This is a genomic window from Streptomyces racemochromogenes (assembly GCF_044129415.1).
GTDB classification, from domain to species: Bacteria; Actinomycetota; Actinomycetes; order Streptomycetales; family Streptomycetaceae; genus Streptomyces; species Streptomyces racemochromogenes_A.
Genome location: NZ_JBBDHD010000062.1, coordinates 1 through 14,698, shown reverse-complemented (window position 1 = coordinate 14,698; position 14,698 = coordinate 1). Strand labels below are relative to the sequence as shown.

The 14,698-nt window shown below is 75.4% G+C and carries 11 protein-coding genes; 6 read left to right on the top strand and 5 right to left on the bottom strand.

What is annotated here, in order from left to right:
* The first annotated feature begins 64 nt into the window (after positions 1–64).
* Positions 65–1,327 (top strand): serpin family protein, encoded by a 1,263-nt coding sequence (locus tag WDV06_RS22275; protein ID WP_395511527.1) that lies wholly within the window; start codon positions 65–67, stop codon positions 1,325–1,327.
* On the opposite strand, the gene WDV06_RS22270 is transcribed toward WDV06_RS22275, so the two are convergent.
* Together WDV06_RS22270 and WDV06_RS22265 are read right to left on the bottom strand one after the other, a co-directional pair.
* Positions 1,236–2,300, bottom strand: coding sequence for a PfkB family carbohydrate kinase (locus WDV06_RS22270; protein WP_395511526.1), 1,065 nt, complete (start codon positions 2,298–2,300; stop codon positions 1,236–1,238). The two genes, WDV06_RS22275 and WDV06_RS22270, sit on opposite strands and share 92 nt — an antisense overlap.
* Position 2,301: 1 nt before the next feature.
* Positions 2,302–3,090, bottom strand: a complete 789-nt coding sequence (locus tag WDV06_RS22265; RefSeq protein WP_395511525.1) for a bifunctional 4-hydroxy-2-oxoglutarate aldolase/2-dehydro-3-deoxy-phosphogluconate aldolase — start codon at positions 3,088–3,090, stop codon at positions 2,302–2,304.
* 210 nt (positions 3,091–3,300) lie between these two features.
* Between WDV06_RS22265 and WDV06_RS22260 the strand changes: the two genes are divergently transcribed.
* Positions 3,301–4,968, top strand: coding sequence for a sigma-70 family RNA polymerase sigma factor (locus tag WDV06_RS22260; protein ID WP_395511524.1), 1,668 nt, complete (start codon positions 3,301–3,303; stop codon positions 4,966–4,968).
* Between the two features lie 95 nt (positions 4,969–5,063).
* Complete coding sequence (locus WDV06_RS22255; RefSeq protein WP_395511523.1) at positions 5,064–7,505, top strand: DEAD/DEAH box helicase; 2,442 nt, start codon at positions 5,064–5,066, stop codon at positions 7,503–7,505.
* Between the two features lie 60 nt (positions 7,506–7,565).
* Here the strand turns inward: WDV06_RS22255 and WDV06_RS22250 are convergent, their stop codons facing one another.
* Positions 7,566–8,957 (bottom strand): glutamate decarboxylase, encoded by a 1,392-nt coding sequence (locus WDV06_RS22250; protein WP_395511522.1) that lies wholly within the window; start codon positions 8,955–8,957, stop codon positions 7,566–7,568.
* Between the two features lie 297 nt (positions 8,958–9,254).
* Between WDV06_RS22250 and melC1 the strand changes: the two genes are divergently transcribed.
* Both melC1 and melC2 read left to right on the top strand, forming a co-directional pair.
* A complete protein-coding gene (gene melC1 / locus WDV06_RS22245) occupies positions 9,255–9,647 on the top strand; it encodes an apotyrosinase chaperone MelC1 (protein WP_395511521.1) in 393 nt (130 codons plus the stop codon).
* Positions 9,647–10,495, top strand: a complete 849-nt coding sequence (melC2, locus tag WDV06_RS22240; RefSeq protein WP_395511520.1) for a tyrosinase MelC2 — start codon at positions 9,647–9,649, stop codon at positions 10,493–10,495. The genes melC1 and melC2 overlap by 1 nt, the downstream gene beginning before the upstream one ends.
* Here the strand turns inward: melC2 and WDV06_RS22235 are convergent.
* Positions 10,450–11,151 (bottom strand): response regulator, encoded by a 702-nt coding sequence (locus WDV06_RS22235; protein ID WP_395511519.1) that lies wholly within the window; start codon positions 11,149–11,151, stop codon positions 10,450–10,452. The genes melC2 and WDV06_RS22235 overlap by 46 nt on opposite strands.
* A complete protein-coding gene (locus tag WDV06_RS22230; RefSeq protein WP_395511549.1) occupies positions 11,148–13,067 on the bottom strand; it encodes a sensor histidine kinase in 1,920 nt (639 codons plus the stop codon). The genes WDV06_RS22235 and WDV06_RS22230 overlap by 4 nt, the downstream gene beginning before the upstream one ends.
* A 155-nt stretch (positions 13,068–13,222) precedes the next feature.
* Here WDV06_RS22230 and WDV06_RS22225 point away from each other — a divergent pair, with 155 nt between their 5' ends.
* On the top strand, positions 13,223–14,590 hold the full coding sequence (locus WDV06_RS22225) for a cation:dicarboxylate symporter family transporter (protein WP_395511518.1): 1,368 nt from the start codon (positions 13,223–13,225) through the stop codon (positions 14,588–14,590).
* Positions 14,591–14,698 lie beyond the last annotated feature (108 nt).

Genomic DNA, 14,698 nt, shown 5'->3' with positions numbered 1-14,698 from the left:
TGGAACTCCGGTGGCGGAGAAAGCATTCGGCAGGGCCGCTTCCCGCCCCGTACGCTCCCCCGGCATGAGCATGAGGATTTCGACGGTACGGGCGGTCAACCGGCTGACGGCACGCTGGGCGGGGGCCCACGGGGGCGACACCGGTACGGTCTTCACGGCGGCCGGGGTCTGGCCGCTGCTCGCCCCCCTCGCGGACGGGGCGGCCGGCCCGGCCCGGGCGGAGCTGGCGGAGGCCCTGGGCCTGCCGGCCGACCGGGCGGCGGAGGCCGCTCGGGAACTGCTGGCCGCGCTGGACGGCGTACGGGGGCTGCGGGCGGCGACGGGCCTGTGGACGCGGGAGGACCTGCCGCTGGAGGCGGCCTGGCTGGAGCGCCTCGCGCCGGGGAGCCACGGCGCCCTGAGCGGCAGCGCGGAGGCCGACCACAAGGCACTGGACGCCTGGGCCGAGCGGCGGACGGACGGGCTCGTCAAGCGGATGCCGGTCACGCTGACCGAGGGTCCCGACGGGACGCGGCTGGTGCTGGCTTCGGCCCTGATGCTGCGGACGAAGTGGCTCCGGCCGTTCGGGGAATGGCCCGGTGAGCCGGACGCCGGGCCGTGGGCCGGCCGGCCGGTGCGGATGCTGCACCGCACGACGGCCCTGCCGGACCGGGTGCGGGTGGCGCAGGGGGCCGCCGGAGCGGTGACCCTGCTGGAGGTGGTCGGGGACGGCGGGGTGGACGTCCACCTCGTGCTGGGCGAGCCCGGTGCGCGGCCCGGCGGGGTTCTCGGCACGGGCGTCGAGGCCGTCACCCGGGTCCGGCCGGCCACGCCGGCGAGCCTGCTCCCGGTGGGCCGCCCCGGTCCCGGCCTGGCCGTGGCCGACGTCCTCGCGGTCTCGCCCGAGCCCCGACTGGTGGTCAAGACCCCCGCCTTCGAGGTGCGGGCGGAGCACGATCTCCTGGAGCGGGCCCACCTGTTCGGCCTGGAGCAGGCGTGCGACAGCAGCCGCGGCCACTTCCCCGGGATCAGTTCCGTACCACTGGCCATCGGTTCCGCCCGGCAGTCGGCGGTGGCGCGGTTCCACGCGGAGGGCTTCGAGGCCGCGGCCGTGACGGCCATGGGTGCGGTGGGCGGCTGTGGTGTGCCGCCCCGGGCCCGCTACCGCGTCCGCCGGGCCGAGGTGTCCTTCGACCGTCCCTTCGGCTTCCTGGCCGTGCACCGCACCTCACGGCTGGTCGTGGCGGCGGGCTGGGTCACGGATCCGCTCGCGTACGAGGAGCCGGCGGAGAAGACCCTGGAGGAGAAGCTGCGGGAGGAAGCGGAAGCCTGGGAGGCAGAGGAATAGGCGGCGTCAGCGTCGCGGCCAGGGCCGCCGTCTGCGCGAAGGCGGGGACACGGCCGGTTCCCCCGCGGCCCGAGACCGACAGCGAGGCCGCCGCGATGCCGTGCGCCACCGCCTCGGGGAGCGGGTCGCCCAGGGCGAGCCGGGCGGTGGCGGTGCCGGTGAAGCAGTCCCCGGCGCCGGTGGCGTCGACGGGGTGCGGGTCGACCGGGACGGGGTGGTAGGCCGCCCGGGCCCCCTCGTCCAGGAGCAGCCGGTCCGCCCCGGCGGTGACGGCGACGGCGCGGGCCCCGAGCGCGCGGTAGCGGGCGGCCGCCGTACGCGGGTCGTCGGTGTCGACCAGGGCGAGGGCGTCGGCGGGGCAGGAGGTCTTGAGCAGCCCGGTCAGTGGCGCGATCGCCGCCAGCAGGGAGCGGGCGTCGGCCCGCCCGGTGATCCGGGGGCGGAAGTTGGGGTCGTACGTGACGTGGCCGCCGGCCCCGTGGACCGTCCGGGCGGCGGCGAGCACCGCCGCGCGGCTGGAAGGGGAGAGCGCCCCGGCGATCCCGCCGGTGATCAGCGCCCCGGCGCCGGTCAGGAGCCCGCGCCAGGCCTCGACGTGCGCCGGGGAGAGGGTGGAACCGGCGCTGCGGGTGCGCCAGTAGACGAACTCGCGCTCGCCCTCGGTGTCCGCACTGAGCAGGTAGGCGCCGTTGGGGTACGGGGCGCGGTGGACGTGCGAGACGTCCACGCCCAGCTCGGCGGCCCGGCGCAGCAGCGGGACGCTCAGCTCGTCCTCCCCGACGACGGCGAGCAGGGCGGTACGGGCGCCGGCCGCGGCCGAGGCGGCCGCGGCGTTGAGGGCGTCGCCGGAGTAGGAGATCCGGGCGGCGGTCCCGTCGGCGGCGTCGCGCAGCGGGGTGTCGGCGTGGATCTCGACGAGCACCTCGCCGAGCACGAGGACGTCGTACGGCCCGCCGGCCGGCGAAGCGGCCACGTCAGCCCTCCCCGCCCGGCCCCGGGAACGGCTCCGGCGGCCCGCCGGGCGGGGTGCGGGCGTCGGCGCCCGGCGCGGAGGGGTCCGGGGCGCCGCGCACGGCGGCGCGGACCTCAGAGCCGCTGGGCCGGTCCCCTGGCCGGAGGGGGGCCGCGGGGGCCTTCGGGGGGCCGGGGGCGGCCGGGTCGGCCGCCAGGGAGGCGAACAGGGAGGCCAGTTCGGCCGGATCGGCCGGGAGGCCGCTGCCGACGCCGACCGCGGTCGCTCCCGCCGCGAGCCAGTCGCGGACCTCGCCGGGCGCGATGCCGCCCGTGGGGATCAGAACGGCGCCGGGGAGGACGGCCCGCAGGGAGCGGAGGAACGCCGGGCCGCCCACGTGGGCCGGGAAGACCTTCGCGGCACCCGAGCGCCGGACGGCGGCGGCGATCTCGCCGGGGGTGAAGCCGCCCTCCAGGAAGGCCGCTCCGCGCCGCTCGGCGACCTCGCGGACCTCGGGGGCCGGGTAGGGGGACACCAGGAAGCCCGCGCCCGCGTCGAGGGCCGCCTCGGCGTCGGCCGCGGTGGTGACGGTGCCCGTGCCGATCAGCGCCGGCCGGCCCAGCGCGTCGGACAGACCGGCGGTACGGGCCACGGCCCCGGCCCAGCCGGGCGTGGTCGTGGTGAGCTCCACGGCGCGGCAGCCCGCGGCCAGGAGGGCGACGGTGGCGCGGACGGCCCCGTCCGCGTCGCCGCTGCGCAGCACCGGGAGCAGGCGCTGGGCGGCCAGCACTTCGTACGGACGCAAGGACACGGGCGGGTCCCTCCCGGCCGTTCCCCGGGGGGAACTCGGCGTGGTGCACGGGAACTTATTGGTCCAGACCTTACACATCCCAGGGCCGGTCGGATCCGGAGAACCCCCTTCGGATAAAAATTTCTTCCGGATAAGTGTTATCGGTGCCGCCCTCGACGGTCTCCCAGTTGTCGGACATCATCGACCGCCGGTACGGACAGGGAAGTTCACATGAGTACACAGCACACGGCAGAGCTGGTGGCAGCGGCCCGCGCGGGCGATCCCCGCGCGCAGGACGAGCTGGTCGGTACCCACCTCCCGCTCGTCTACAACATCGTCGGCCGCGCCCTGAACGGCTCCGTCGACGTGGACGACGTGGTGCAGGACACCATGCTGCGGGCGCTCTACGGCCTGGGCGCCCTGCGCGCCGACGAGAACTTCCGCTCCTGGCTGGTGGCGATCACCATGAACCGGATACGGGCCCACTGGCAGTCCCGCAGCGGCGCCCAGGCCGCCGGCGGCCTGGAGGCGGCCCAGGACGTGGCCGACCCCGGCGCCGACTTCGCCGACCTGACGGTGGTCCGGCTCCAGTTGTCGGGGCAGCGCCGGGAGACGGCCCGCGCCACCCGCTGGCTGGAGCCCGACGACCGGGCGCTGCTGTCGCTGTGGTGGCTGGAGTGCGCCGGTGAGCTGACCCGCGCCGACGTGGCCGCGGCCCTGGAGCTGACCCCGCAGCACACGGCGGTGCGGGTGCAGCGGATGAAGGCGCAGCTGGAGTCGGCGCGGGTGGTGGAGCGGGCCCTGGAGGCGCAGCCGCCGTGCGAGCAGATCCGCGCGATGACGGGCACCTGGGACGGCCGCCCCTCGCCGCTGTGGCGCAAGCGCATAGCCCGGCACGCCCGCGAGTGCCTGCGCTGCTCCGGGCTGTGGAACGGGCTGATGCCCGCGGAGGGCCTGCTGGCCGGGCTGGCGCTGGTTCCGGTGGCGGCGGCGCTGACGGCGGGCGTACGGGCCGCCGTGACCGCGAGCGCCGCCCCCGTGGCCTTCGCCGACGCGGCGACGCAGCTGAGCCCGGTGGTGTCCGGCCCGGGCCGGGCCGCCCGGCGCAAGGGCGCGGACCACGGGGCCGGCGGCCCGGCCGACGGCCGCGGGGCGCAGCGCAAGCGGCGCCAGAACCGCCGCCGCGCGATCGGCGGTGCGGTGATCGCGGCGTGCGTGGCGGGGGGCGGCCTGGTCTACCTGACGGCCACCCCCGGCGATCGGGGCACCGAGGCCGGCGGCGCCCCCGCCTCCCCGCTGGCCGCGCTCTCCGCGCCCGACACGGCCTCGCCGCAGCCCTCCGGCTCCCCCTCCGCCTCGCCTTCCGGTTCGGCCTCGCCCTCGCCCTCCGCCTCGCCCTCCGGTTCGGCCTCGCCCTCGCCGTCCTCCAGCAGCTCCAAGGCCGCCGACCCGCGGCCCGAACCCACCCGGAGCAACCCGCCGAAGCCGGCTCCGCCCGCCCCGGCGCCCGCTCCGGCGGGGGTGGTCGGGCAGGTGATATCCCTGGTCAACTCCGAGCGCGCGGCGGCCGGCTGCGGCCCGCTCAAGGAGGACGCCCAGCTCGACAGGTCCGCGCAGGGCCAGTCCGACGACATGGCGCGCCGGGGCTTCTTCGACCACACCAACCCCGACGGCGCGGACCCGGGCGACCGCATCACGGCCGCCGGCTACCGCTGGTCCACCTACGGGGAGAACATCGCCAAGGGGCAGCAGACCGCCCAGGACGTGATGGACTCCTGGATGAAGAGCCCCGGGCACCGGGCGAACATCCTCAACTGCTCCTTCAAGGACATCGGGGTGGGCATGCACCCCGGCACCGGCGGCCCCTGGTGGACGCAGAACTTCGGGGCCCGTATGTGACGCGGCCCGCCCCGCATCCTCCTTTTCGATTCAGAATCCGGGCAAGATAGGAACTGGAGACCAAAGGACTGATCAGAACAGGCGGGGTGAGGTGCGTGCCGAGGAAGGAGTTGCGGCCCCATCAGCGCGAGGCCGTCGACGCCGTCGTGCGCGCCCTCCAGCTGCCCGCCGGCGGCCTGGTGCCACCGCAGGGCCTGCGGACCCAGGTGATCATGGCGACCGGGTCGGGGAAGTCCCTGGTCGCGGTGGGCTCCTCCGAGGAACTGCGGGCCGGCCGGGTGCTCGTCCTGGTGCCCTCCCTGGACCTGCTCGTGCAGACCGTCGCCGCCTGGCGGGAGGGCGGCCGCACCGGGCGGGCCCTGGCGGTGTGCTCGCTGCGCGGCGAGGACGTGGGGGTGCCGACCACCACGGACCCGCGCATCCTGGCCCGCTGGGGGGCCCTGCCGGTGGAACGGGTGACGGTGTTCGCCACGTACGCCTCGCTGGGCCTGGGCACCATCGAACGGGCGCACCTGGCGGGGCTGCCGTCCTGGGACCTGGTGGTGGTCGACGAGGCACACCGGACCTCGGGACGGATCGGCAAACCCTGGGCGGTGGTGCACGACAACGTGCGGATCCCGTCGCTGCGCCGGCTGTACATGACGGCCACGCCCCGGGTGTGGCGCGACGGCGAGGACGTGGAGGAGGAAGAGGAGGGCGGCGGCCGGGAGCCCCGGGGGCGGGGCGAGCTGGTCGCGTCGATGGAGGACGATCCGCAGGGGCCGTTCGGCTCCCGCTGTCACACCCTGTCGCTGTCCGAGGCCATCGACCGGGGCATCTGCGCCCCGTACCGGGTGGTGTGCGTGGACGTCAGCGACCCCGCGTTCCAGTCGGCGGTGCTGCTGGGGGCCGACGGCCGCTCGGACCGGGTGCGCGGGATGCGGCTGGCGGCGCTCCAGGCGGCGCTGGTGAAGGCGGCGGCGGACCAGGGCTTCCGGCGGACGCTGGTGTTCCACCACCTGACGAAGGAGGCCGAGGCGTTCGCGGCGGGCCTGCCCGCCGTCGCGGCCCGGCTGCGGGCGACGAGCCGGAGCCCGCAGCCGGTGTATCCGCGCACGGTGTGGGCGGACTGGCTGTGCGGGCAGCACACGGCGGCCCACCGGCGGCGGGTGCTGGAGGCGTTCGCCGCGGACCGGGTGGCGGACAAGGCCTTCCTGGGAAGCGTCCGGGTGCTGGGCGAGGGTGTGGACACCAAGGAGTGCGACTCGGTCTTCTGGGCCGACGTCCGCGGTTCCATGCCGGACCTGGTGCAGGCGGTGGGCCGGGCGCTGCGGATCCGGCCGGGTGAGGGGAAGGTGGCCTCGCTGGTGGTACCGGTGCTGCTGGGGCCGGGCGAGTCACCGGAGTCGATGCTGACCTCACGGGCGTACGGGGACCTCGCGCGGCTCCTGGAGGCGCTGCGGGCGCACGACGCCCGGCTGGTGGAGGACCTGGCGCAGCCCCAGGCCCCGAGCGCGGCGGCGAAGGCCCCGGCGGCGGCCGCGACGGAGTCGGGCCCCGGCGCGGGGGCACGGGCGCTGCTGAGCTTCTCCACCCCCCGCGACCCGGCGCTGCTGGCGGCGTTCATCCGGCTGCGGGTGCTCAATCCGGAGCACACGCGCTGGCGGCGGGGGGCGGAGGCGGCCCGGATCTACGCGGCGGCGGCCGGGGACCTGAGGGTGCCGTTCGCCTACCGGGTGCCGGCGGACCGCGAGGAGTGGCCGGCCGCCCTGGCGGGGTTCCCGCTGGGCCAGTGGATCGCGGACGCGCGGCGCACGTACCGGCGGGGCGCGCTGAGCCGGGAGCGGACGCGGGAGCTGGACGAACTCGGCATGGTGTGGAGCCATTTCGACGTGGCCTTCGAGGAGGGGCTCGCGGCGGCCCGCGCCTGGGCGGCGGAGCACGGCCACCTGCTGCCGCCCGTGGACGCCACCTGGCACGGGGTGCCGGTCGGGGTGTGGATGAAGAACAACCGCGCCGCCGCCCGCCGGGAGGGGCCGGGCGGGCTGCCGCAGGAGCGGCGGGAGGCCCTGGAGGAGATCGACCCGGCGTGGTGCCCGGCCTGGGACATCGGCTGGCAGCGGGGCTTCCGGCTGACCCGGGCCCATCTGGAGGCGGGCGGCGCGGTGCCGTCCGAGCCGGGGCGGGTGGTGGTGCAGGGCGAGGACCTGGGGGCGTGGGTACGGGCGCAGCGCCTCGGCTGGGACCGGCTGGCCTGGGCGCAGCGGTGGCTGCTGGAGCACGCGCTGGGGCTGGCCCCGGCGGCGGCGGAGGAGCGGCCGCCGCCGCGGCGCAGCCATGCCGACGCCTGGGCCGGACACCTGGAGGCGGCCCGGCAGTTCCACGCCCGCGAGGGGCACCTGAGGGTGCCGCGCACGCATGTGGAGCGGGTCGGCGGTCGGGAGCTGCGGCTGGGGTCGTGGATCGCCAACCAGCGCTCCCGGGCGGCGGGCCTGACCCCGGAGCGGGCGGCCGCGCTGACGGCCCTGGGGATGCGCTGGTCGGCGTCCTCGCGCTGAGGGCCGCCCGACGGCCGTGGACGCCCTCGGCGGTGAAGGCCCCTGCGTGGGGAAGGTCCCTCAGTGGTGGAAGCCCGAACGGCTCGGGGTGGCCGGGACGAGCTGGGGGACGGACCGCAGGTGGGCCACGGACCGGCGGATGTCCTCCACCAGCAGGGCGATCTGGTCGCGGGTGACCCCGTGCCGGATCAGGACGCGCTGGATGACGGTTTCCTCGCGGTCCGGCGGGAGCGGGTACGAGGGCACCTGCCAACCGCGCATCCGCAGCCGGTCGGAGAGGTCGTAGAGGCTGAAGCCGGCCCCGGCCGGGTCGGTGAGGGTGTAGGAGACGGCGGGCAGGGCGCCCCGGCCGTCGTAGAGCAGGGTGAAGGGGCCCAGGCCCTCGATCTCGCGGGCCAGGTACTGGGCGGTGTCCGCGCAGGCCTGCTGGACCCGGCGGTAGCCGGCCCGGCCCAGGCGCAGGAAGAGGTAGTACTGGGCGATGACCTCGCCACCGGGACGGGAGAAGTTGAGCGCGAAGGTGGGCATGTCGCCGCCGAGGTAGTCCACGTCGAAGACGAGCTCGGCGGGCAGCAGGTCGGCGGTGCGCCAGACGATCCAGCCGACGCCGAGCGGCGCGAGCCCGTACTTGTGACCCGAGGTGTTGATCGAGGCCACGCGCGGCAGCCGGAAGTCCCAGACCACGTCGGGGTGGAGGAAGGGGGCGACGAAGCCCCCGCTGGCGGCGTCGACGTGGAGGGGGACGTCCCAGCCGCGCTCCTCCTGGATCCGGTCGAGTGCGGCGGCGAGCTCGGCGACGGGCTCGTAGTCGCAGGTGTAGGTGACGCCGAGGATGGCGACGACGCCGATGGTGCTCTCGTCGACGTGCGCGGCGAGCTGGTGGGGGCGCAGCCCCGTCGCACCGGGCTCCAGGGGTACCTGGCGGAGCTCGACGTCGAAGTAGCGGGCGAACTTCTCCCAGCAGATCTGGACGGGGCCGCAGACCAGGTTGGGGCGGTCGGCGGGCTTGCCCTCGGCCGTGCGGCGGGCCCGCCAGCGCCATTTGAGGGCGAGCCCGCCGAGCATGGCCGCCTCGCTGGAGCCGGTGGTGGAGCAGCCGGTGCCGGTGGTGCCGGACGGGGCGTTCCAGAGGTCGGCCAGGATGTTGACGCAGCGGGCCTCGATCTCCGCGGTCTGCGGGTACTCGTCCTTGTCGATCATGTTCTTGTCGAGGCACTCGTTCATCAGCCGGTGCACGCCGTCGTCCGACCAGGTGGTGCAGAAGGTGGCCAGGTTCTGGGCGGCGTTGCCGTCGAGGAGGAGCTCGTTGTGCAGGAGCGAGTAGACCACCTCGGAGGAGGAGTGGTCGTCGGGGATCCGGTACTTGGGGAGGATCTGGCCGCTCAGGGCGGAGGCGAAGACGTCCGTGTCGGCGTCCTCGGGGCGCGTGTCCTTCGTCTGATGAAGAGCCATAACCGGACTATAGATGCTCAATCACCCCAAAACGGTCTTCAAGGGCCCTTGAGGACTGATCGGGAATGGCGGATTCCAGCACTGCTTCCGGCCGACTCCGGAGAGTGACGCCATCCACATACGTACCGCTGGACCGTAAAAATTACCGTCGGGTAGCATGAGTGCCGCAGATCTTCCCGTCCCGACCACCGGAGCCGGTCCGGACGGGAAGATCATTTAATTTGTTCTACATAGAACTTATCCGCCGATGTCCGGATTCCGGCCAACTGCCTTTCGGACGCTGATAGTTCTTCGGCCATGAACAAGATCACCCGCCGGCAGGCCCTGGGCGCCACCGCCGGCGCTCTCACCGTCCTCGGCATAGCGGGCGCCACCGCGCACGCCGCCGCAACCGACTCGCGGGCCGCCACCACCCCGGCCGGCACCGTCGACGAGGTGTACATGGGCCGCCGCATCCAGATATCCCCCGCCTCGGGCGGCGGGCACCACGGCGGGCACCACGGCGGCGCCGGCCTGCCCTCCGTCCGGATCGACGGCCGCGAGCTGCACGTCATGCAGAACGCGGACGGCACCTGGATCAGCGTGGTCAACCACTACGAGACGTACGCCGACCCGACCTCGCTGGCGCGGGCCGCCGTGCGCGAGCTCCAGGGCTCCCAGCTGGCGCCGATGCAGATGGGCGGCATGTGATGACCGTGCGCAAGAACCAGGCCGCGCTGACCGCCGAGGAGAAGCGCGCCTTCACCAACGCGCTGCTCGAACTCAAGCGCACCGGCCGCTACGACCGCTTCGTCACCACCCACAACGGGTTCATCATGGGCGACACCGACTCGGGCGACCGCGTCGGCCACCGCTCCCCCTCCTTCCTCCCCTGGCACCGCCGCTTTCTGCTGGAGTTCGAAGCGGCTCTTCAGGCGGTGGACAAGAGCGTTTCGCTCCCGTACTGGGACTGGACCGCGGACCGCACCACCCGCTCCTCCCTGTGGGCCGCCGACTTCCTCGGCGGCACCGGACGGGCCCGCGACGGACAGGTGACGGACGGCCCGTTCGCCTACGCCGCAGGCAAGTGGGAGGTCTCGGTCCGCGTGGACGGCCGCTCCTACCTGCGCCGGGCGCTCGGCGAGGGCGTCGCCCAGCTGCCGACCCGCGCCGAGGTGGACGCGGTGCTCGCGATGCCGGTCTACGACATGGCCCCGTGGAACAGCTCCTCGAACGGCTTCCGCAACCACCTGGAGGGCTGGCGCGGCGCCAACCTGCACAACCGGGTGCACGTCTGGGTCGGCGGCCAGATGGCCACCGGCGTCTCCCCGAACGACCCCGTGTTCTGGATGCACCACGCCTTCGTGGACAAGCTGTGGGCCGACTGGCAGGCGAAGAACCCGAACTCGCCGTACCTGCCGGCCGCCGGCACCCCCAACGTCGTCGACCTGCACGACACCATGCGCCCCTGGAACGACGTGACCCCGGCCGACATGCTCGACCACCGGAAGTTCTACACCTTCGACACCGAGCCCGCCTCCGCCGCCCGCCAGCGGTAGTGCAGCTCGGGGCGGCCGACCTGGCCGTACCGGGGAGCCCGGTCGGCGCGGCCGGTGTCCACCAGGTGCTCCAGGTACCTGCGGGCGGTGATCCGCGAGATCCCGGCCGCCCCGGCCGCCCCCGCCGCGGTCAGCCCCTCGGGGGCCTCCCGCAACAGCGCCGCGACCCGGTCCAGGGTCGGGGCGCTGAGCCCTTTGGGGAGCTGGGCGGCGGCGGGCGCGCGGAGCGCGGCGAGCGCCCGGTCGACGTCGTCCTGGCCCACGGCCTCCCCGGCCGCCGCCCGGAACTCGGCGTAGCGCAGCAGCCGTTCGCGCAGGGTGGGGAAGGCGAAGGGTTTCAGCACGTACTGGACGACGCCCAGGGACACGCTCTCGCGGACCACGGCCAGGTCCCGCGCCGAGGTCACCGCGATCACGTCGGCCGGATGGCCGGAGGCCCGCAGACCGCGTGCGAAGCGCAGCCCGTTGCCGTCGGGGAGGGTGAGGTCGAGCAGCAGCAGGTCGATCCGGGTGCGCTCCAGCACCCGGGTGGCGTCGGCGAGGGTGTGGACGGCCGCCACGGCGGTGAACCCGGGCACGCGTTCCACGTAGAGCGCGTGCGCGTCGGCGGCGACGGGGTCGTCCTCGACGACGAGGACCCGCACGGGCGCGCTCATGCGGTGCCGCCCGCGGCGGGCGTACCGGGCAGGGGAGGCTCCCCCGCCCGGGCGGCGCCATCGGCGGGCCGGCGTTCCGCATCGCGCGCCACAGGGGCAGCCCCACCGGCGCGGCCGGCCTCCGCGTACGGCGGGCCGCCGCCCGCCCCCGCAGACTCGGGCACCCCGGGGTCCGTACAGGACCACCCCGTGGCCCCCGGACCGGGACGGGCCGCGGCCGGGGCGGGCGGACCTGCGGCGACCGGGGCCGAGGCCGACGGGCCCCGGGCGGCCGGGGCCGGGACAAACGGACCCTGGGCAGGCGGGGCCGAGGCCGACGGGCCCCGGGCAGGCGGGGGCGCAGGGGCCGGGGCGGCGGTCGGCGGCGGTCCTTCCGGCGGAGGCGCCGGAAGGCGGGCCGTGAACGCCGCCCCGCCCTCCGGGGCCCCGGCGGCCTCCACCGAGCCGCCGTGCCGGTGGGCCACCTGGCGGACCAGGGCCAGGCCCAGGCCCCGCCCCGCCCCCTTGCCGGACCAGCCGCGCCGGAAGACGTCCACCCCCTCCGGCAGCCCCGGCCCGTTGTCCGCGACCCGCAGCAGCAGCCCGTCGGCGTCCCGGCGCACGGTGACGGCGATCCGCCCGCCCGGCACGCCGGTGAGGGCGTCGAGGGCGTTGTCGACGAGATTGCCCAGGACGGTGACCAGGTCCCGGGCGGGCGGCAGGCCCGGCCCGGCGTCGATCGCTCCGCTGTCCGGGGTGACGTACAGCTCGATGCCGCGCTCGTGCGCCTGGGCGGCCTTGCCGAGCAGCAGGGCGACCAGCACCGGCTCGCCGACGCCGGTGACCACCTCGTCGGTCAGGGCCTGGGCGAGTTCCAGTTCGGCGGTCGCGAACTCCACCGCCTCCTGGCTGCGGCCCAGCTCGATGAGGGAGACCACGGTGTGCAGCCGGTTGGCCGCCTCGTGGGCCTGGGAGCGCAGGGCCTGGGTGAAGCCGCGCTCGTGGTCCAGTTCCCCGGTGAGGGCCTGGAGTTCGGTGTGGTCCCGCAGGGTGACCACCGTTCCGCGGCGCCCGCCGCCGGCGACCGGCGCGCTGTTGACGACGAGGACCCGTTCCGCCGTCAGGTGCACCTCGTCGACCCGCGGCCGGTCGGCGAGGAGGGCCCCGGTGAGCGGGGCGGGCAGCCCCAGCGCGTCCGCGCCGGTACCGGCGACCTCGCCGGACAGGCCCAGGAGTTCCCGGCCCGCGTCGTTGATCAGGGTGATCCTGCGCCGGCCGTCGAGCAGCAGCAGCCCCTCGCGGACCCCGTGCAGGGCCGCCTGGTGGTAGTCGTACATGCGGCTGAGCCCGGCGGCGTCCAGCCCGTGGGTGTGGCGGCGCAGCCGGGCGTTGACCACGTACGTGCCCGCGCCGCCCAGGACCAGCGCCCCGGCCGCGACCCAGGCCAGGGCGGTCAGCTGCTGCGCGAGCCGGGCGCTGATGGCGCTGATGGTGATCCCGGCGCTGACCAGGCCGACGACCGCGCCGCCCGGCTCGGTGAGCGGGGTGACCACGCGGATGGACGGGCCGAGGGTGCCGGTGTAGGTCTCGCTGAAGGTCTCCCCGCGCAGCGCCCGGGCGGTGTTGCCGAGGTAGCGCTCGCCGATGCGCCGCGGGTCGGGGTGGGTCCAGCGCCGCCCGTCGGGCGCCATGATCGTCACGAAGTCCACCCCCGCGTCCGCCCGTACCCGTTCCGCGTACGGCTGGAGTGCGGCGGAGGGGTCCGCCCCGGCGCGCGCCGCGTCCCGTACCGCCTCGCGCACGGAAGGCGAGTCGGCGACGGCCCGGGCCACGGCCCCGGCCTGGCGCCGGGCGGCGTCCTCGGCCTGGCCGCGGGCCGTCACGTACGCGAAGACCGCGCAGCCGGCGACGACGAGGGCGACGAGCAGCACCTGCATGGCGAACAGCTGGCCGGCGAGGCTCCGGGGCGGGCGGGCGAAGCGGAACATGACGCTCAGTGTGCACCTGGCCATGAACTCAATGAACGCAAGGGTGACCGGGGTCACAGGGTGGGCGATGGTCTCCCGGAACGCATTCACCACCAGGAGGCGACGTGGCCGCCAGACCCGACAGAACGCACTACCTCTACATCGCGGTGATCGCCGCGGTGCTGCTCGGCATCGCCGTCGGCTTCGCCGCGCCCGGTACCGCGGTCGAGCTGAAGCCGCTGGGCACCGGCTTCGTCAACCTCATCAAGATGATGATCTCGCCGGTGATCTTCTGCACGATCGTGCTGGGGATCGGCTCGGTCCGCAAGGCCGCCAAGGTGGGCGCCGTCGGCGGTCTCGCCCTCGGCTACTTCATGGTCATGTCCACGGTCGCGCTGGCCATCGGGCTCGTCGTCGGCAACCTGCTGGAGCCCGGCAGCGGGCTCCACCTGACGGAGGCCGCCCGGCACGCCGGCGAGGCGCAGGCCAAGGCGGGCGGGGCGCAGAGCACGCCGGAGTTCCTGCTGGGGATCATCCCGACCACGCTGGTGTCGGCGTTCACCGGCGGCCAGGTGCTGCAGACGCTGCTGGTGGCGCTGCTGTGCGGGTTCGCGCTCCAGGCGATGGGCCCTGCGGGCGAGCCGGTGCTGCGCGGGATCGGGCACGTGCAGAAGCTGGTGTTCCGGGTGCTCGCGATGATCATGTGGGCGGCGCCGGTGGGCGCCTTCGGGGCGATCGCCGCGGTGGTCGGGGCGACCGGCATCGACGCGCTGAAGTCGCTGGCCGTGATCATGATCGGCTTCTACACCACCTGCCTGGTCTTCGTGGTCGTGGTGCTGGGCACGCTGCTGCGCCTGTGCTCGGGCGTGAGCGTCTTCGCGCTGCTGCGCTACCTGGGACGCGAGTTCCTGCTCATCCTGTCCACCTCCTCCTCGGAGTCGGCGCTGCCGCGGCTGATCGCGAAGATGGAACACCTGGGCGTCTCCCGGCCGGTCACCGGCATCACCGTGCCGACGGGCTACTCCTTCAACCTGGACGGCACGGCCATCTACCTGACGATGTCCTCGCTCTTCGTCGCGGAGGCCATGGGCAAGCCGCTGGCCCTGGGCGAGCAGATCTCGCTGCTGCTCTTCATGATCGTGGCCTCGAAGGGCGCGGCCGGGGTCACCGGGGCCGGACTGGCCACCCTGGCCGGGGGGCTCCAGTCGCACCGGCCGGAACTGGTCGACGGCGTCGGCCTGATCGTGGGCATCGACCGCTTCATGAGCGAGGCGCGGGCGCTGACGAACTTCGCGGGCAACGCGGTCGCGACGGTCCTCATCGGGACGTGGACCAAGGAGTTCGACCGCGAGCGGGCCGCCGAAGTCCTCGCGGGACGCCTTCCCTTCGACGAGGCCGTGCTCGTGGACGACGACCACGCCCCGGCCCCCGCCGGCCCCGCCGCTCCCCTCCCCGGCCCCTCGGCGGGCCCCAAGGACGGTGTGCCGGTGTAACCGGCGCACCCCGCGCCGGCGGGGGGGGGGGGGGCGCCCCCCGGCCCCCCCCCGCCCCCCCCCCCCCGCGCCGGCCCCCCCCCCCCGGGGCGGGCGGGGGGCGGCCGG